This window comes from Paenibacillus sp. LjRoot56, from assembly GCF_964253335.1.
Lineage (GTDB): Bacteria > Bacillota > Bacilli > Paenibacillales > NBRC-103111 > Paenibacillus_E > Paenibacillus_E allorhizoplanae.
Window position 1 is genome coordinate 1,926,704 of the sequence record NZ_CAXURV020000001.1, and the last position, 18,546, is coordinate 1,945,249.

Annotated in this window: 18 protein-coding genes; 9 read left to right on the forward strand and 9 right to left on the reverse strand. The window is 48.5% G+C overall.

Annotation, left to right across the window (positions count from 1 at the left end; genetic code table 11):
* The first annotated feature begins 1 nt into the window (after position 1).
* Both ACSQ8O_RS08615 and ACSQ8O_RS08620 read left to right on the forward strand, forming a co-directional pair.
* The gene (locus tag ACSQ8O_RS08615) at positions 2-2,407 is read left to right on the forward strand and encodes a hypothetical protein (RefSeq protein ID WP_436241230.1); all 2,406 of its coding nucleotides are present in this window, start codon (positions 2-4) and stop codon (positions 2,405-2,407) included.
* Between the two features lie 160 nt (positions 2,408-2,567).
* Positions 2,568-5,477 carry a discoidin domain-containing protein gene (locus ACSQ8O_RS08620; RefSeq protein WP_436241979.1) on the forward strand — a complete coding sequence of 970 codons (2,910 nt, stop codon included), beginning with the start codon at positions 2,568-2,570 and terminating at the stop codon, positions 5,475-5,477.
* 47 nt (positions 5,478-5,524) lie between these two features.
* On the opposite strand, the gene ACSQ8O_RS08625 is transcribed toward ACSQ8O_RS08620, so the two are convergent.
* Positions 5,525-6,382, reverse strand: coding sequence for a helix-turn-helix domain-containing protein (locus ACSQ8O_RS08625; protein ID WP_436241231.1), 858 nt, complete (start codon positions 6,380-6,382; stop codon positions 5,525-5,527).
* A 127-nt stretch (positions 6,383-6,509) separates the two neighbouring features.
* On the opposite strand from ACSQ8O_RS08625, the gene ACSQ8O_RS08630 reads away from it, so the two are divergent.
* From ACSQ8O_RS08630 to ACSQ8O_RS08645, 4 genes are all read left to right on the forward strand, one after another.
* Positions 6,510-6,692 (forward strand): hypothetical protein, encoded by a 183-nt coding sequence (locus ACSQ8O_RS08630; protein ID WP_436241232.1) that lies wholly within the window; start codon positions 6,510-6,512, stop codon positions 6,690-6,692.
* A gap of 21 nt (positions 6,693-6,713) precedes the next feature.
* Complete coding sequence (locus ACSQ8O_RS08635) at positions 6,714-7,697, forward strand: aldo/keto reductase (protein WP_436241233.1); 984 nt, start codon at positions 6,714-6,716, stop codon at positions 7,695-7,697.
* 61 nt (positions 7,698-7,758) lie between these two features.
* Positions 7,759-8,490, forward strand: coding sequence for an SDR family NAD(P)-dependent oxidoreductase (locus tag ACSQ8O_RS08640; RefSeq protein ID WP_436241234.1), 732 nt, complete (start codon positions 7,759-7,761; stop codon positions 8,488-8,490).
* A 36-nt stretch (positions 8,491-8,526) separates the two neighbouring features.
* A complete protein-coding gene (locus tag ACSQ8O_RS08645; protein WP_436241235.1) occupies positions 8,527-9,168 on the forward strand; it encodes a ThuA domain-containing protein in 642 nt (213 codons plus the stop codon).
* Between the two features lie 80 nt (positions 9,169-9,248).
* On the opposite strand, the gene ACSQ8O_RS08650 is transcribed toward ACSQ8O_RS08645, so the two are convergent.
* The 3 genes from ACSQ8O_RS08650 to ACSQ8O_RS08660 all read right to left on the reverse strand — a co-directional run bounded on the left by ACSQ8O_RS08650 (position 9,249) and on the right by ACSQ8O_RS08660 (position 10,972).
* The gene (locus ACSQ8O_RS08650; protein ID WP_436241236.1) at positions 9,249-9,443 is read right to left on the reverse strand and encodes a hypothetical protein; all 195 of its coding nucleotides are present in this window, start codon (positions 9,441-9,443) and stop codon (positions 9,249-9,251) included.
* Between the two features lie 276 nt (positions 9,444-9,719).
* The gene (locus ACSQ8O_RS08655) at positions 9,720-10,640 is read right to left on the reverse strand and encodes an IS3 family transposase (protein ID WP_436241947.1); all 921 of its coding nucleotides are present in this window, start codon (positions 10,638-10,640) and stop codon (positions 9,720-9,722) included.
* Positions 10,641-10,651: 11 nt separating this feature from the next.
* Complete coding sequence (locus ACSQ8O_RS08660) at positions 10,652-10,972, reverse strand: transposase (protein ID WP_436240722.1); 321 nt, start codon at positions 10,970-10,972, stop codon at positions 10,652-10,654.
* Between the two features lie 394 nt (positions 10,973-11,366).
* Here ACSQ8O_RS08660 and ACSQ8O_RS08665 point away from each other — a divergent pair, with 394 nt between their 5' ends.
* The 3 genes from ACSQ8O_RS08665 (at position 11,367) to sdaAA (ending at position 13,289) form a co-directional block, all read left to right on the forward strand.
* Positions 11,367-11,507 carry a hypothetical protein gene (locus tag ACSQ8O_RS08665; RefSeq protein WP_436241237.1) on the forward strand — a complete coding sequence of 47 codons (141 nt, stop codon included), beginning with the start codon at positions 11,367-11,369 and terminating at the stop codon, positions 11,505-11,507.
* A gap of 220 nt (positions 11,508-11,727) precedes the next feature.
* Positions 11,728-12,408, forward strand: a complete 681-nt coding sequence (sdaAB, locus tag ACSQ8O_RS08670) for an L-serine ammonia-lyase, iron-sulfur-dependent subunit beta (protein WP_436241238.1) — start codon at positions 11,728-11,730, stop codon at positions 12,406-12,408.
* Positions 12,405-13,289: an L-serine ammonia-lyase, iron-sulfur-dependent, subunit alpha gene (gene sdaAA, locus ACSQ8O_RS08675; RefSeq protein WP_436241239.1), complete on the forward strand. Its 885-nt coding sequence runs from the start codon at positions 12,405-12,407 to the stop codon at positions 13,287-13,289. The genes sdaAB and sdaAA overlap by 4 nt, the downstream gene beginning before the upstream one ends.
* Positions 13,290-13,343: 54 nt before the next feature.
* Here the strand turns inward: sdaAA and ACSQ8O_RS08680 are convergent, their stop codons facing one another.
* From ACSQ8O_RS08680 to ACSQ8O_RS08700, 5 genes are read right to left on the reverse strand one after another with little or no spacing between them, the layout of a single operon-like run.
* Positions 13,344-14,258: a TauD/TfdA dioxygenase family protein gene (locus tag ACSQ8O_RS08680; RefSeq protein ID WP_436241240.1), complete on the reverse strand. Its 915-nt coding sequence runs from the start codon at positions 14,256-14,258 to the stop codon at positions 13,344-13,346.
* A gap of 25 nt (positions 14,259-14,283) precedes the next feature.
* Positions 14,284-15,627, reverse strand: coding sequence for an LLM class flavin-dependent oxidoreductase (locus ACSQ8O_RS08685; RefSeq protein ID WP_436241241.1), 1,344 nt, complete (start codon positions 15,625-15,627; stop codon positions 14,284-14,286).
* A gap of 24 nt (positions 15,628-15,651) precedes the next feature.
* Positions 15,652-16,488 (reverse strand): ABC transporter permease, encoded by an 837-nt coding sequence (locus ACSQ8O_RS08690; RefSeq protein WP_056609281.1) that lies wholly within the window; start codon positions 16,486-16,488, stop codon positions 15,652-15,654.
* The gene (locus ACSQ8O_RS08695; protein WP_056609282.1) at positions 16,481-17,359 is read right to left on the reverse strand and encodes an ABC transporter ATP-binding protein; all 879 of its coding nucleotides are present in this window, start codon (positions 17,357-17,359) and stop codon (positions 16,481-16,483) included. Before ACSQ8O_RS08695 ends, ACSQ8O_RS08690 begins: the two co-directional genes overlap by 8 nt.
* A 35-nt stretch (positions 17,360-17,394) precedes the next feature.
* Positions 17,395-18,435 (reverse strand): ABC transporter substrate-binding protein, encoded by a 1,041-nt coding sequence (locus tag ACSQ8O_RS08700; RefSeq protein WP_436241242.1) that lies wholly within the window; start codon positions 18,433-18,435, stop codon positions 17,395-17,397.
* Positions 18,436-18,546 lie beyond the last annotated feature (111 nt).

Here is an 18,546-nt window from a genome sequence, read left to right on the forward strand (position 1 = left end):
GATGAGAAATCGATTGTCATTCCTCAGTTTATGGTCGATTAACGATGCGTTGAATCTGGAACAGTTGAAAGTGGGGCTTGACGAACTTCGGTTAGCGGGACTTGAGGGTGTCATTTTTCATCCCCGGTTTTATCCCAATGAACCTGTTTACATGAGCGAAGAATATCTCCATATCCTATCGAACCTGATCCTGTACGCCAAATCTACAGGGATGATCTTCTGGATCTATGATGAGAACGGTTGGCCTTCAGGAACAGCAAGTGGTGAGGTTATCAAAAGGCTGCCAGACTCTACATGCAAGTACGTCAACTGGATCTCCGACGAGGAGGGAGGACGGCTCGTTTTCGGGGAGAAAGCGGCTGTTTCTTCGTTGAATGCAGCAGCTACGCAAACGTTTATTGCGATTATTCATGAGGGCTACCGCAAGGGTTTGCTTCCAGAAGCCTTTGATTATGTGACAGGTTTCTTCTCGGATGAAGTCGCCTTCTTAGATGGACATGGTATAACTGTGAAAACAGGTGCGATACCTTGGGATGAAGGATTTGTAGAACTGTATGAGGGTAAACACCATGAAGCCTTGCTTCCCAATCTTCCCCTACTGTTTACAACAGGCAAGGGCTATGAATCCTTCCGAGTACGATATTGGGAAATGTTGACGGATGCGATCATTGCGAGCTTCTACAAACCGATCGCTGATTGGTGCGAAAAGCACGGCAAGAAATTCACCGCACATTTGAAAGCGGAGGAAAGTCCATTTTTTCAGCTTTCGTATAGCGGGTCTTGTTTTCAGGTTTTAAAATACGTAGAAACGCCGGCCATTGACGCTTTAGAACGCTTCCCCGGCAATAACTTTTACCCCCGAATTGCTCACTCGATCGCGATGCAGCAAGGCAGAGATGGGGCGCTGGTTGAAGCGATGGGAGGCAGTGGCTGGGGTGTGTCGCCGGAATCCTTCACCAATTATGTCATGTGGCTGGCAGGTCACGGTGTGGAACATTTCGTGCTCCACTTGAACCAGCTGAAACTTACAACACAAGCTGTACAGGACTGGCCGCCTTCGATGCCGAGCCATATGACATGGAAGGACGCATTCCCTGCTTTGCTTGCCTCGATCAAGGAGCAGGCCGCTCAGCTCCCGGATTTGCGAGCGAATCCGGAGGTGCTGATCGTGACGCCAACCCGCGGTATCATGGCGCATTTCGATACAACTGATGCGATGCAAATGAACGAGCACGATGGCTCGAACATTCCTGCAAGCACGGCAGGGATTCTCAATGCCAAAATGCTGGCGCTCGTTGAGGCATGCCACGCGGCAGGACTTCATTATGAGTTAAGCGAGGAGCGGTTCATTGAGGAGTCTGGTCTCTTTATGGATGGTGCACTTCGGATTGGGATGCGGGACTATACGCATGTGCTGATTGCTGACGGCTGCCGATGGAAGGATCCTGCGATCGAAGAACGTCTTCGTTCTGCAGGAGTTACCGTATGTCATTCGGAGGATTGGCGGGATGTATTGCCGATAAAGGCTTTAGCCGCAGTCTCTGCAGCTGTGACTTCAGATTTGAAACAGACACCATGGGTGGCAGAATCACCGAAGTGGAATCAAATCCTTGTGGAACTGCAGCAGCAAGAGTCTGGTAAGCTGCTAGTTGAATTAAACCTAGAGGAATCCGAGTCCTTCGGGGGAATGACACTCTTACTTCTCGATGCTGTGAGTGAGGTTTGGGTGAATGGCCAGCCTATAGAGCTGTTACCGACGACTAGTGGGTACGAAGGTGACATCTCTGTTGCTCAAATCGCCGGCAAATCGATGCTGTTGCTCGAGGTAACGCGTTTGCCAGAGGGAGAAGCTTTCCCAATCGCGTTCCTGCGCGGTAATTTCGCCGTTAAGAGCAAAGCAGCTTTGATCGAGAAGGACGAGCATCAATGGATGTTGGAGGGGCCTCTCGAGCTGTCGCCGATCTCAGATGTGATCGACAGTGCTAACTTGATTGAATCCGGATTTCCGTATGCAAGTTCACCGATAGCAGTGAGGAAAACGTTATTTCTGGATGCCTCGGAACGCGGTGCCATTCAGTTGACTGATCTATGGGCAGATGCTGCAATTGTCAAATTGGGTGGGCAAGAGCTTGGTTGGTGTTGGGGACCTCATTGGTCCGTACCGCTTCCTCAATCCCTTCAGGGAGGAGCCTATGAGCTTGAGGTGCTGTTATATCCAAGTACCTTCAACATGTACGGACCCCATCACCATCTGGACGGAGATCGTTATTTAACGAGTCCAGACCAGTACAAAGGGATTAAAAATTTTGCAGATCGTCCCGATGCTCCTGAACAAACGCGAGTGAGCTGCGCTCATTTCGTCAAATGGGGCATGTCAGGCGACGTTCAGTTACTGCACTGGAAATGAGTGTGCCTGAATACCTCTAAGTTCGCAAGAAAGCTGCCCTTGATATGGAAGTTCCCGCATTGTGGGAATGAGGGCAGTTTTTATAAGATAAGAAATGTAAGCGCTTTATTATCTCGCTATGTCGAGAACAACCTGAAGGAGGGAATTTATTTTGCAAAAAATGAAGGTTTGGTTGATTAGTTTGTTTTCATTTATTTTTATCCTTGGGAGTTTAGGTGCTTTGCCTGTTCAGGTCCATGCGGCGACCATCTCGTCCTACGCATTGCCTTCGATCTACACCGCATCCACGGTGTATGGCCTCAAGGTAGATGCTACAACGATTCCCGTAGTTAGTTACACAGGTGATTACGATTATGCCCATTTCTCCATGTCGGGAGCAGCAACGATTGAGATTACGGCCATTGGGCAAGCGAGCATTACGTCCTACTCCATCTCCCCGAAGAAGCTCAATTTGACGGGAACAACGAGCGGCAATAAGCTGACGTTTACGGTCAGTGGTGACGAATATCTGATTGTCAAAATCAACGGGCAACGCGCTTTGGTCATCGCTGCTGACCCGGCGGAGACGAACAAACCCGCCTCCTCAGGGACGGGGATTTATAATGTGAAATCCTCACCTTATAACGCGGATAGCACGGGTGCTGGCATGGCGACGACCGCCATTCAGAATGCCATTAATGATGCGGCCAACTACACAGGTGGGCAAGGAATAGTCTATGTGCCTGCGGGGATCTACAAGGCTGGTAATCTGCAGCTGAAAAGCGACGTTGCTTTATATTTAGAAGGCGGAGCTGTGCTTCGTTTTACTGGGGTAGCGAGTGATTATACCGTGAATTGGCACAAGGATTCACAGAATCGAGACGTCACTTGGTGGTTATACACACCGATCGGCGCAGACAATGTGAAGATATACGGTCGAGGTACCATCGACGGCAATGGCAAGTACGCGACAACGACGAACAATTTTGCCAGTAATATTATTGTGCCGATCGGGACTACGAACTTCACTTTCGATGGACCGTTGATCCGCGACTCCGGGTCGTGGGCTGTAACGCCAGCAAGATCGAATGACCTTACGTTCAAAAATATGAAGATCTTTAACCGTTTTGATATGGGAGAGAATGACGGTATTGATGTGAATGAATCCCAAAATGTGCTCGTTCAGCATGGGATCGGTATTGGCCTGGATGATCCTTACACAACGAAATCGTGGGATCAAACTGTGGATATTAGTTTAAGCTGGCCTGGGAGCCCTGAGCCTGTCAGTAATGTCGTGTTCGATGACCTTATTTCCTGGACGGTTTGCTTTGGATTTAAAGTAGGTCAAGGTATGAGACAAAATCAAAGTGACGTTACTTTCAAAAACAGTGTAGTTTACGACTCATCTGTCGGTATCGGAGTAGACCATAAATATGGGGTTGGAACACTGACGAATGTTACCTTTGATAATATCGATATTGAGCGAGTGACCAATACCAACGATAGCACGCGTACATGGGCCTACTTTATCATTCGAAATGCCGATGGCTTCGGTGGCGGTACGATTAATACGTTGAATGTCAAAAATATTCTAGTCCGCGATGCAGGAACGACTTTAGGGACATTGAAAGGCTACAGCAGCACGAAAAACATCAGCAATATTACATTTAATAACATTGTTATGCCGGGCAGTGCGACACCTGCGCAAAATTTAGCGCAAATGAACATCCTCAATCGAGCTTATCATACACCTGTGACTATCCTGCCAACGCAAATTGCAGAACCTGTGCAACGACCAAATTTAGCGCTGAATAAACCAGCTACAGCCTCATCTTCTGCTGCTGCGCCGAGTCTTTCTTTTGATGGAAACTTTGGTACGAGATGGGGTTCGAGCTATACAGATGCCGAGTGGATCTATGTGGATCTAGGATCCCCGGTGTATGTGGATGCCGTAAAGCTTTACTGGGAAGCTGCATATGGCAAAAGTTATCAAATTCAAGTATCAAATGATGCAGTCAACTGGACAAATATATTTAGCACGACGACTGGAGATGGCGGTGTCGATGATATAAGCTTTACGCCTACTGTGGCTCGTTATGTGAAAATGAATGGCACCTTGCGAGGCTCCTCATACGGCTATTCCCTTTGGGAGTTTGAAGTGAACGGAACGGTAGGCAACTTAGCAATAGGAGCCAGTGTTTCGGCCACCAGCTCAGTTGAGAATACGAATTTCTCCACTGTGAAAATCAATGATGGGCAGCGCAATACCATAACAGGTTCTATGGGATGGAGCAGTAACAACAGCTTAACAACGAATCATACAGAGTCAGTGACGCTCGATTTGGGGGCTAGTAAGACGATTTCGAAGGTCGATCTGTATCCACGAAATGACGCAGGCAATATCGGTCAGAACTTTCCGATCGATTTCACGATTAAGACATCTACCGATAATGTGAATTGGTCGACGGTGGTTACAGATACAGGCTATGCGCAGCCGGGGAATGCTGTTCAGAGTTTTGCATTTTCTGCGGTATCTGCAAGATATGTGAAAATCGAGGGGACGAATCTACGACCGAACCCAAGCGATGCGAATCGGTATCGGATGGCTTTTCCTGAGGTGGAAATCTATGCGGCGAATTACGCAACTGGGGCGATCGTGTCAGCAAGCAGCTCATTAGAAAACAGCAATTACTCCACGAACAAAGTGAATGACGGCGGGCGCAATTCCGTAACGGGTTCGATGGGATGGACCAGCAACAATAGCTTAACTGCGAATCACACCGAATCCATGACTCTGGATATGGGGGCTAATCGCAGCGTGACGAAGGTTGATCTATATCCGCGCAATGATGCGGGAAATATCGGTCAGAATTTCCCGATTAATTTTACGATCCAAACGTCTACAGATGGCGTGAATTGGTCGACGGCTGTGACGAGAACGGGCTATGCGCAGCCGGGGAATGCTGTTCAGAGTTTTGCGTTTTCTGCGGTATCTGCAAGATATGTGAAAATCGAAGGGACGAATCTACGCCCAAATCCGAGTGATGCGAATCGGTACCGGATGGCTTTTGCTGAGGTTGAAGTGTTCTGATATTGATATTTGTAGAGATGAACACGTTAGCCTTTGGGCTGATGTGGTTATTTTTTCATTGATGGCTGGTTGGCAGTTGTAATGCCATCCCGATACTGGCTGGGTGAGATGCCATACAACTTCTTGAACATCCGACTAAGATGCAGCTGATCCGTATACCCCACAGAGTATGCGATCTCCTTTATCGAAAGTGACGTACTCGTCAGCAGCTCACATGCTTTACTCAGCCGGATCTTGCCTAAGTAGTGCTGAGGCGGTGTCCCGATGGCTGCTTTGAAAAGGCTCGTGATGTATTTACGACTGAGTCCCAGAGTTTGCGCCATTTCCTCGATCGTAATCGTTCGGGCATAGTTGTTTTTCATAAAAGAGATCGCCTGCGCCACGTATAAGTCTTTCATGGTATTCTGCTGTGAGGAGGGGGGCTCATGTTGGGAGGACTCCAGCAACAAGGCTAGAAAGGCATACAGCGCCGAAGTCAACTGTAACGGTTTGCTGTAAACCTGCTGGTTCGCATCAAACAGTTTGTTGAAGCACTGCCTGATTTCCAACTCCCGATTGCATGTAATGACGGGATTGTCTGGTGTGAAGCCAGCTTGCCGCAAATAATCTTGGACGATGGCGCCGCCGAATGCGACCCAGGAAAAGTCCCATGGCTCCTTCTCGTCCGCTTGAAAAAAAGAAACGACATAGGGAGATATCAGAAAAACATGTCCCTGAGATAAGTGATACGTTTCATCACCGACACGATAAATACCCTTGCCGCTGTGAATATAGAAAATTTTATAGCTTTGCTTAATCGCAGGACCCCAAGACTGACCCCCGACGCATTGTTCCGTGCCCGTGTAGTAGAATTGGATATCTTGTTGGGCTTCAATCGAGTACTGTGCAATTTTATGGTTGGCCATCGGCAGCTGCTCCCTATACATATTGAGAGAAAATATGTCTTTATGCTATATAGTGCTTCCATTATATTATAGCAGTGACTTCCGATATGGACTAGAATGGACTCAATTCATATGAATTCATTACAAAGTGAGGCAAACCAACGCAGATGCCGTCATTTTGCTATACAGGATTGGTGAACTACCGTCAGCAGAGAGCAGCGAGCATGAAGGCTTGGTTGAGACATTGCAAGGTTTCCAACAGCTGGAGGACGGGCTTTTCAACGCAGATAGCCATCACCCTGTCCTTATTGGCTATGCAAGTTTAAATTGACCATAAGAGGAGGTCATGCATATGGAATACAATTATTTAGGCAGGTCTGGACTGCGTGTAAGTAAGCTTTGTTTGGGTACGATGAATTTTGGTGTCGATACGGAGCAGGCCGAAGCGTTCCGCATAATGGATGCTGCATTGGATGCGGGCATTCAGTTCTTTGATACCGCTGATATTTACGGTTGGGGAGCAAACTCTGGCGCCACGGAGACGATTATCGGCAACTGGTTCGCGCAAGGCGGTAACCGCCGGGAACGAGTTGTATTGGCGACCAAAGTATATGAAAAACTTCATAAGCCACTATACGGACCCAACGATGAGAGTGGCTTATCCTTATACAAAATCCGCCGCCATTTCGAAGATTCGCTTCGCCGTCTGCAAACGGATCATGTGGAGCTTTACCAAATGCATCACATTGACCGCCGTACGCCGTGGGAGGAGATTTGGGGTGCTTTTGAGGGACTCGTCAATCAGGGCAAAATCGATTATATCGGCTCCAGCAATTTTGCGGGCTGGCACTTGATGAAGGCGCAGGCAGCAGCCAAAGAGCGCCATTTCCTGGGGCTTGTGAGCGAGCAGCATAAATATCATTTGCTGAACCGCCTCCCAGAGCTGGAAGTGTTGCCAGCCGCTCAGGATTTGGGATTGGGTGTCGTCGTGTGGAGCCCGCTAGCGGGTGGACTGCTTGGCGGCAATGCGCTTTCAGCTGACAAAGGTACGCGAAGAAGCAGACAAAGTGAGGCGCTCGTAGCTAAGCATCGCAATCAGCTGGAAGATTTTGCGAGTTTATGCGGCGATCTAGGTGAAAAACCCGCGCATGTGGCGTTAGCTTGGCTGCTCGCCAACCCGACCGTGACAGCGCCAATTATCGGGCCGCGTACGGTGGAGCAGCTGCTAGACACGCTCCGAGCGGTAGAAATAAAGTTGGATGAAGCGACACTGAAGGAGCTGGATAGGATTTTCCCAGGGCCAGGCGGAGCAGCTCCCGAGGCTTACGCTTGGTAAGGCGTCCTCTGCGGTGAGGCAAGTCGGTTACGATTACAAATAAATGCAAGGAGCTGCTCCTATGAAGAACAATCGATGGGCTCTGGTTACCGGAGCGGACCGAGGGCTTGGCCTCGCCTTGGTCAAAGGACTGTTGGCACGAGGTTATGATGTATGGGCAGGGCAGTATGCGGAGGAATGTCAGGCATTGCAAGAGTTGGAGGCAGCCTATGGTAAGCGGGTGCGTCCTATTCATCTGGACATCAGCGATGCGAAGAGCGTAGCGGAAGCACTGTGTACGGTGGCTGCTGAAACGGAGCAGCTTGATCTGCTCATTAATAATGGAGCCATTCTGGGGGACATTTCCACCACGATTCAGGATGAGTTGGATTTTGAAGACATCGAGCAAGTGTTCCGTGTAAACACATTGGGAGCATTACGTATGACGAACGGACTGATTGAACTTATTTTAAAAAGCACCGATAAGATCATTGTGAATATCTCTTCTGAAGCAGGCAGCGTCGGGGCTAGTAAGCGAACAGCTTGGTATGCTTACTGCATGTCCAAGTCTGCGCTCAACATGCAATCGCAGCTCGTTCATAACCAAATTTCTCCGCTAGGTGGCAAAGTGCTGGTTGTGCATCCCGGGCATGTACAGTCCTACATGAAGGGCGAGCTTGATGAGACTGCCAAGCTGTCGCCAGAGCAATCCGCTCAGCACATTCTCGGCCTACTTGAGCAGCGGCTTGGACCTGATTGGCCGGATCAGGCGCTGGCACTTACCGACTACCAAGGCCGACAATGGCCGTGGTAAGCTATGGTGACATGAAGTAAAAGGAGATGGATTCGTATGGCATGTATTCCTACCTTGCTTCTTGGCAATAACGACGATGCGCCGTACCATACGTTGCGGGCGGTGCAGGAGCTAATTATCGATAATCTTGGGGTGTCTTTTCAAGTGACAGCGGCAGAAGGGACTATCCACCTGAAAGTGGACGTCCTCCAGCCCTATCCGTTAGTCGTTTCCTACTTAGATATTTGGAACAAAGTACCTGCGGCGGAGGAAACAGCAGGTCTCCTCCAATATGTTGCTGGCGGAGGTGGACTGCTCGTCATCCATAACGGCATCTCGATCCAGGGCAGCCCAGAGCTTAGCCAGTTAATTGGAGCTCGATTCACGGGGCACCCGGCTTACACGACACTCCCCTTCACGAAGACGGAGAGCAATCATCCGTTGACGATCGGACTCGAGCCGTTCGAGATGGACGAAGAACCGTACCGCTTCGAACTCGACCCGTTCGCGCCAATCGAGCTCCTTCTTACGTACACGCACGAAGGCAAAGAATGGCCTGCAGCATGGACACGCACATATGGGTTGGGCAGAGTTGTTTACCTGATGCCAGGCCATCATTCGCCATCTTTTCAATCGGAGGCTTATGGGAAGTGGATTCGTTCCGCGGGCCTCTGGGCAGCAGGCGTGCCACTGACCTAAGATGACATTCGGCTCCATCTAGTAGATATGAACCAGTGCCTGTATAGGCGCTGGTTTTTTGATTGTTTTATTCATTCAGTTCACACCCGACTCCGCACTCGCAACCATACTGAACCTGAACCCCACCCCCAACCTCGCCTCGAACCCGAACCCGAACCCGAACCCGAACCCGAACCCGAACCCCAACCCCAACCCCAACCCCAACCCCAACCCCAACCCCAACCCCAACCCCAACCCCAACCCCAACCCCAACCCGATCCAACCCGACTCCGCACTCGAATATTGTCAGGTTAGGTGAGCGGGTTGCATTCCGGAAGAGCTCCTGCTTGCGTGGAGGAGGGCAGGGGTTACACGCTTTCAACTTCCTCTCCCATCACTCCGTCTACCCAATTCTCCCCTCTCCCCTTACTCAAAAATGCAAAAATACAACCTTTCGTACTAATTTATGGTCGAAATTGACAAATGCGTGCAAAAACGGCTAGGCCCCTTTAATCCGGAGTCTTAGCCTACAGTCTTTGCTCATTCTTAGAAATACTCTTTATTTCGAGCGTTTACATGGAATTATGAAATGCTGATGAGTCGTCGAGCGTCTTTACCCATTCCGAAAACTTCCTTGGTGGCATTAACTTCAAACTACCGTGCATCTTACGATTGTTGTAAAAGTCCATATAGTCGTCGAGCCCCTTATACGCTTCATCAAAGGTCATGAAATCTCTTTGACTGAAGAGATCGCGTTCTAGCAGGCTATGGAAAGACTCGATGAAGGCATTCAAGTTCGGGGTTCGTGGCGGTATGCGCTCATGGACTAGATCAAGGCTCTCGCAGGTGTCTTGAAATAACTTGCTAATGAATTGTGGCCCGTTGTCCGTTCGAACGACGGGTAACGTTTCATTTGCTGTTGTCCGGTTCTGTAACGCGTTCCACAGTGTTTGGACGGCATGTTTGGCTTCACATACCCGACCCTTGTATTGTCCAACGACGACGCGGTCGAACACATCAATAATACTGAGTACATAAAAGAAACGTTCCTGTCCAATGACATAACCATACTTAATATCCATTTGCCAGAGCTGGTTGTGCCCCGTAATGGATCTGTTTTTCGCTAATCTGCGAGGATGTGTTTGGATCCTTTTGCGTTGTTTTTGAAGGATTCCTAGCTCTTTACACAAGCGATACGACTTCTTTTTGTTCAGTATCACACCACGTTGGTTGCGAACACATTGTGCTAGAAGCTTATAGCCGTAGACATGTTCTTCGCCTTCAAGGAGTTCGAGCAGCCACTCTTTGATCTGTTCGTCACTAACCGTATCCCCCGATTCCGTAAGCGAATAGCCAGGCACTGGACGCCCCATTACAGCAACTTCCGGGCTTTTTGGTTCCAATTGTGCAGCTCGCTTTTTCCGATCATAGTAGGTGGATTCTGACAATCCAAGTATGCGCAGAACCTTTGCAGTTGGATTTCCCCGCTTAATAAATAGGTCTGCTACTTCAAATTTTTCAGATAAGCGGGGTTCTTCTTTTTTAGCAGCTCACGTAAAATCTCAATTTCTAGTTCCTTTTCACCAAGCACCTTACAGGCCTTTTCATAGCGTTCTTCAACTTTTTGTAGCCTTTGAAGTTCCTGTAAATGCTCGTCAGCCTTAGGTATTTCTTCTTGTGGAATGGAATCACGATGCTCCCTAATCCACTCCCGGATAGTTTCTGGATGAATGTCGTACATGCGGGCTAACACCCCAACCTTAACTCCAGCCAATGCTTCTTTAACAATTTTAAGACGTTCTTCTTGGTTCAACCTTTTTCCCATACCGGATCATCTCCCTTATCCCTATTTTAATAAAATGGGTAGGAAGACTCCAGTTTCTTTAGGGGGCCTAGGAGAAAAGGCAACCAATTTAACGTATTTCATCAGAATCTCCTAAAATTACTCCAAATTGATGCCTATTTGCATCAATTTCCAATATCGGTGGGGAAATCCATTCGAAAAGTGCTTTTTTGCATTTTTGACATGGGCAGAGGACTTGAGGACTTGAGGAATTGTGGACTAGAGGACTAGAAAACTAGAAAACTAGAGGAGACGTATTACACATTCAGTTCTTACTACTCACTACTCATTGTGGGAGTCGGGCCCCCACCCCCGTCCACACGTCCCCCCCGTCCACACGCACCCCTCCAGCTAACGGACACAGGGGACGTTATTTGTGAGTAATCGAGGTTTTGACATTTCTAACGGACGCAGCAGCCTCTATTCGCCAGAAACCAGACATCAAACAGCACTTTATGCCACAATAACGCCTATGGTGTCCGTTAGCTTCCCAATAAAGCCATTCCGGCAGGATTAACGTCCATGGTGTCCGTTAGCGTAGCAAACCTCCGACTCGCACCCCAAAAAAATGCCGTATAATGGCGATCCAATGTCCTACATTAGGCGACTTAACTAAGGCCCCAAGTAAACAAATAAAATTATTTATATAGTCAATTTAAAGACTTGTCTTTTATATGTCCCCTTTCATACAATAGGAGAAGATAGTAAGTAACACCTTAGGATTGGAGCGCTGTGTGATGCGTTTTAAAGATGTATTTTCCATCATCGGCCCCTCGATGATCGGTCCCTCCTCCTCGCATACCGCGGGTGCGATTCGTTTGGGACGCGTAGCCAGGCAACTGCTAGGCGAGATGCCGCTCAAAGCAGAGATCACGTTATACGGATCCTTCGCGGATACGTATCGAGGGCATGGCACGGATCTCGCGCTGGTTGGCGGGATTTTGGATTTTGAGACGGATGATCCACGTATTCCTCAAGCGGCAGATGAAGCGGAAGCGTTAGGCGTCGCTGTAGCTTTTCATATTAGTAAAGATAAAGCTGACCATCCGAACACGGTGGGTATTGTACTTGCCTCAGAATCGCGGAAAGTCAGCATGAGAGGGGCCTCGATCGGTGGAGGCAATGTAGAAATTATTAATGTTGATCAATTTGACGTGAAATTCACAGCGAATTATCCGACATTGGTCATTTCACATCATGATCGACCAGGGATGATTGCAGATATTACGACGCTGTTAGGCAGCAATCTAATCAATATTGGATTTATGGATTTGGATCGGAAAGGGCGTAACCGAGAAGCGATGACGGTCATTGAGACGGATGCATCCATTCCAGCTACTTTAGTTGAACAAATGCTGCAACTGAACAAGATCACCGACGTTAGAAAAGTGGACCTTGCAGAAAGGAGCGACGCATGAGATTCCGGACATTAAAGCAACTTGCTGAGGTATGCGCAGCGGAAGGCTTGACGATAGCAGAAGTAATGCTGGCTGATCAAAGTCAAGAATCAGGAAAACCGCCCGAGTATGTGTTTGAGAAGATGCGAGCGTACTATCAAATCATGAAAGAGGCTGTGACCAAAGGCCTGACCGAGGACACGACTTCGCGAAGCGGGTTAACGGGGAAGGATGCGCAGCGTGTCGCCTCGTATCTCACGACAACGGAGGCATCGCTCGGCGAAGAGGCTTGCAAGGCGATGGCGTATGCCCTAGCCGTTTCGGAGGTTAACGCGTCCATGGGACGAATTATTGCGACGCCAACAGCGGGCTCGTGCGGGATCATTCCAGGTGTTTTTATCAGTTCACAGCAGCGTTTTGGCTGGGAGGATGATCATCTGGTGAAGGGGCTGCTATGTGCGGGAGCGATTGGGTATGTGATCGCCAACAATTCTTTCGTTTCGGGTGCGGAAGGCGGATGTCAGGCCGAAGTTGGCTCTGCGATCGGGATGGCGGCTGGCGCACTCGTTGAACTGCGCGGCGGTACGCCAGAACAAGCGATGCATGCGGTAGGGCTTGCACTTAAGAATACACTTGGACTAATCTGTGATCCTGTAGGCGGACTGGTGGAAATCCCTTGCATCGTGCGCAACGGCTTCGGCGCGGTTAACGCCATGGCGGCAGCCGATATGGCATTGGCAGGTGTCAGATCGGTGATCCCTTCCGATGAGGTCGTCCAAGTTATGTACGAGGTGGGCACAGCCATGCCGGAGAAGCACCGGGAAACGGCTAAAGGCGGCTTAGCGCAGACACCGACTGGCCGCAAAATTATGAAGGAACTGAACCTGAATAGGAAGCAATAGCAGATATATAAATAACCGCCACCTCAATCATGAGGGGGCGGTTATTCTCACTTACTAAGATGCATTAGGCTGCTTTTTGCGTGTAACGCTTTGTCGACCATCAATGCTAACAGGGATATCCCCATCTACAGTAACTCGGCGCACAATGCGATGTTGATCGCCATAATCATTAATCGCATAATGCTGCGTTGCCCGATTATCCCAAATGACGACATCGCCAGCTGACCAGCGCCAACGAACGGTATTTTCCAGCTTGGTGATATGGGATTGAAGAAGCGCAATTAGTTGCGCAGAATCGGCAGAGGAAATGCCAAGTATTTTCTTGGCAAAATGCCCAAGCACCAAAGTGCGCTCACCCGTTTCTGGATGCACACGAACGAGAGGATGTTCGGTTTCATACACGGTGGAGGCAAACACGTCCCGATGATGCTGCTTCGCGGAGTCTGATACTTGCGGACGATGCGCAGCATAGTCGTAATCATTACTATGTAGTGCCCAGAGCTGATCAACCAGGTTGCGAAGTTCGGCTGGTAGGTGCTCATATGCAGCAGCTGTATTCGCCCAGACGGTATCTCCGCCAGAGAGCGGCACAACGACGGCACGGAGGACAGATGCTTGTGGATAAGCATCCACGAAAGTTACGTCTGTGTGCCAGGAATCAGCTCTTCCCCCATGATTGGAGTCTAGCTCTAACACATAGTCGGTCCCTTGTTTAATAGGAACCGTAGGATGAGCGACAGGAGCACCTAACAAGCGGGCGAATGCTTCTTGACCAGCGTCATCCAGCTGGTGCTGTCCACGAAAGAAAAGCACTTTATGCTGCAATAAGGCTTCTCGGATCGCTGAAACCGAGTGAGTGTCCAATTCAGCATGAAGGCTTACTCCTTTAATTTCTGCGCCAATTCTTCCAGCAATCGGCAATACCTCAATGTCCCCAGCTGTTTGCTTAACTTGCTCATTTGTACTCATCGTCTTGGCCTCCAATATTATAGTTTTATGCGCCTTCTACGGCAACAGTCGCATACTGGTTAACAGGTCTTGCGAGTCCCAAATGCCCCCGAAGTGTGGAGCTGGAATACTCAGTTCGGAACAAGCCTCTGCGCTGCAGTTCTGGAATGACAAACTCTGCGAATTCTTCGATCCCTGCAGGTAAATACGGCGGCATCACATTAAAGCCATCACTGCCCCCATGAAGGAACCATTCTTCGAGTTGATCGGCAATTTGGATAGGGGTGCCAGCGAATGTGCGATGCCCACGACCTCCGGCTAGACGGTGAAGCAGCGCGCGAATGGATAAATTCTCGCGCCCTGCGAGGTCAACGACAAGCTGAAAGCGGCTTTTATTGCCGTTGATGTCGGACAAGCTAGGAAGCTCCGGTAACGGACCATCCAAAGGGTACGAGTGCAAATCGACGCCTAGCATATTTGACAGCTGATTGAGACCATATTCAGGAACAGTTAATTCGTTTAATTGTTGCTCTTTCTCTTTCGCCTCTGATTCGGTCCTACCGATGATGGGGCAGATGCCAGGTAGTATTTTCAACTGCTCAGGAGAGCGGCCATACTTCACTAATCGAGCTTTGACATCGGAGTAAAATTGCTGGGCTTCGATGAGGGTTTGCTGTGCAGTAAATATCGCCTCAGCGTATTGCGCAGCGAATTCTTTGCCATCCTCAGAAGAACCGGCTTGAACGAGCACAGGATACCCCTGCGGAGACCTAGGAATATTCAAGGGACCGCGAACTTTGAACGTGTCGCCGACATGATTGATCTCTCGGACTTTACTCCGATCCGCGAAGGTGCCAGACTCCCGATCGATGATGAGAGCTTCATCTTCCCAGCTATCCCACAAGCTCGTTGTGACATCTAAGAATTCTTTCGCTCGCTCATAGCGCTTGCTGTGCTCTAGATGGGTATCTTTGCTGAAATTGCTGGCTTCAAAGGAGCTGCCCGACGTAACAATATTCCATCCAGCGCGACCTTTGCTGATATGATCCAGCGAAGCAAATTTACGAGCAACATGAAACGGTTCGTTATACGTCGTGGAGACGGTACCAATCAGTCCAATATGCTCCGTAACAGCGGCTAACGCCGAAAGTAGAGTAAAAGGCTCGAGGCCGACAAACGCGCCATGCTTAATATTTTGACTTACGGCCAACCCATCTGCGAGAAAGAGAGAGTCGAACTTCGCCTTTTCCGCAATTTGAGCGATCCGTTGAAAATATCGAATATCGGTTATGTTCTCAGGCTCTGTATTCTGATGCCTCCATGAAGCTTCGTGATGTCCAGTATTCATGAGAAAAACATTTAAATGTAGTTGTCTTTTGGATTGACTCATAGTCATTCACGCCACCTTTTTCGTTTATTCGCTGTAAGTTTGCTTCCAGCCGGTCAATCTTTTCTCAAGCGTAACAAGAAGAAAATTAATAATGACACCAATCACGGAAATCGAAATAATACCTGCGTACATGTTCGTAATCTGGAAGCTGAATTGTGTGTATTGAATTAAGTAACCCAGGCCAGATTTGGCTCCGACCATTTCAGCCGCGACAAGTACGAGTATAGAGCTTGCACCTGCCTGCCGAATGCCTACGAAAATCGTGGGAATTGCAGCAGGGATGATAACCTTGCGAAATAGTTGAATAGAAGACAAGCCCATGGAACGGGCCGATTTAATTAAAAGGGGTTCCACATTTTTCACACCGCTGATGGTGTTCAGTAGGAGCGGGAAGGCGCAAGCATAGAGCACGATGGCTACCTTAGAGGTTTCACCTAGCCCCAATAAGAGGATGAATACGGGTAGAATAGCCAATGCTGCGGTATTCCGAAGCAACTCAAGCAAAGGGTTGAGATACTCCGAGACGGGTTTCCACCAGCCTATCGCAAGTCCGAGGGGAATACTCAGCAATATGGCTAACAAGAATCCACCGAGAGAGCGCGATAAGCTTGCAGTCGTATGCTCAGCTAGATCACCGGAGAGCAGAAGTTGCCACCAGGCCGTAGCGATTTCGGAGATCGGAGGGAAGAATGTGGCATCGACGAGCCCGAGGCGCGGGGCAAATTCCCATAAGAGCAGCAAGGCGATAATCACAATGCTGTTTTTAAATGCTTTTCGCAGCTTTGTTACGATCCAACCGATGGCATCAAAGCTTTCCTTTCTACCCAAGATCAGGGCTTTACCTGCATTTACACTAGCCATTGATAACGCCTCCTTTTATCACTGATTTACTAGGCTCAAAGCTATCCAAGGTCTTACTTTTCTCTTGTTCTTGCGCTCTGCTTACTTCATCTTTGAGTAAATCCCATACTTCATGCCGCAGCTTGACGAAATCAGGGTTGGATCTCAAATCTTCTTCACTTCTCCTCGATTCAAAAGGAATATCAAGCACCGTCTTGATTCGCCCAGGACGAGAGGTCATCACAGCTACTCTTTGCCCCAAATAAACCGCTTCTTCGATACCGTGCGTAATAAAAATGATCGTTTTCTTCGTGGCTTCCCAAATGCGCAAGAGCTCGCTTTGCAAGGTTTCTCGTGTTTGTGCATCTAGCGCTGCGAAAGGCTCATCCATCAGCAGTACTTCAGGGTCATATGCTAAGCTTCTTGCGATCGCAACGCGCTGCTTCATGCCGCCGGAAATTTCGTGGGGGTATCTATTTTCGAAGCCAGATAGACCTACTAACTGAATAAACTCTAAGGCGATTTTACGTCGTTCCTTACGAGGTACGCCCTTAGCCTCCAAGCCAAATTCCACATTGGCAAGTGTTGTTTTCCAAGGGAATAAGGCATATTGCTGGAACACAATCCCACGATCAAGATTAGGCCCTGTGATGGGCTTCCCATCTAGTAGAATTTGTCCGCTGCTAGGCTTCGTTAACCCTGCGAGGAGATCCAACAGTGTTGATTTGCCGCAGCCGCTGGGCCCAACAATGACCATGAATTCTCCTTGTTTGACGTCCAAGTTAATATCCTGTAAGGCGGAGATGGGCTGTGAATCTTCTTTCAGGTGCCCCAAGTTTCGCTGAATACGAAATGATTTCTGCACATGCTGAATGCTAATTTTAGCTGTCATTGACTTGCCTCCTTCACGTTTTCTTTAGATGATGTTTACTTTTTCTCATTGACAAAAGGGTTAAATTCATTCGTATAAAGGCCTTTGACACTCAACTGTCCCTCTTTAATCACACCTTCGTTGACAAGCCAATGGATCCAGGTGTCGAATTCTTTGTCAGAAATGAGCCCTCCTTTACCTGCAATGCCCGTACTTTTCCAGAACTTAACGGTAGAGGCGTCTTCTTTGCGATCGCGTGCGTTGATGATTTTTTCATAACGAGCCACGACTTCGGTCTGAGGTGTTGTGCGAGCCCATTCAATGGCTTTGGCTGTCGCTTCAACAAATTTATGAGAGGCATTGGGATTGTTCTTGATGAATTTGTCAGTCAGCACATAGCTTCCAGCACTAAAATTGCCAAATAAATCTTTATCTTTGAATAAAGGCTGAATGCCGCCGCGTTCCAGCGCTTTATCACGAAGGGTGCCTCCAAGTGCGGCTACATCAATTTGTGCAGCACGCAGTGTTTGCTCTGATGTCACTGGTGGAACGACAACTAAGGTGACTTGCTTAATTTCCTCAGCTGTAAGTCCGGCTCTGTGCAAATACTCCTTAATGACGAATTCATGATGTGCACCTAACGTATTTACCGCAATTTTTTTGCCGATAAGATCCTTTGCTGTTTTAATCGGACTGCCATCTAGCACGTAATATCCAGTCCACGTATTATCATCGACACCATAGTAAGAAATAACGGGCTTAATTGGTGCCTTCGCAGCGATCAGCTTCACAATGGCACCATTGAATGCTCCGCCAAAATCCGTATCACCGGTTACGACTGCTTGAATATCTTGGGGACCGCTAATGGTATTGCCGATAAACTTTAACTTCAAGGGGGCGAGGTAGCCCAAATCTTCAGCTAATTCGGGATATGTAACGGAACCGACGCTACCTTGATAGCGAAGCTCAGAAACTTCTGGCGTCTGGCCTTTTGCTGAAACGGTTTGATCTTTGTTGCCACAAGCGGATACGACGAAGGATGAGGCAAGAACGAAAGATAAGGCTGTCACATAACTTCTTTTCAATGGTATGGTCATAATCCAATTCCCCCTTACGATAATTTCCAATCCTTAAACTTATAATTCCTATAGACTTACTGTGTATTGGTTTATATAATGAAATATACGATTACACCCATTTTCTGTCAA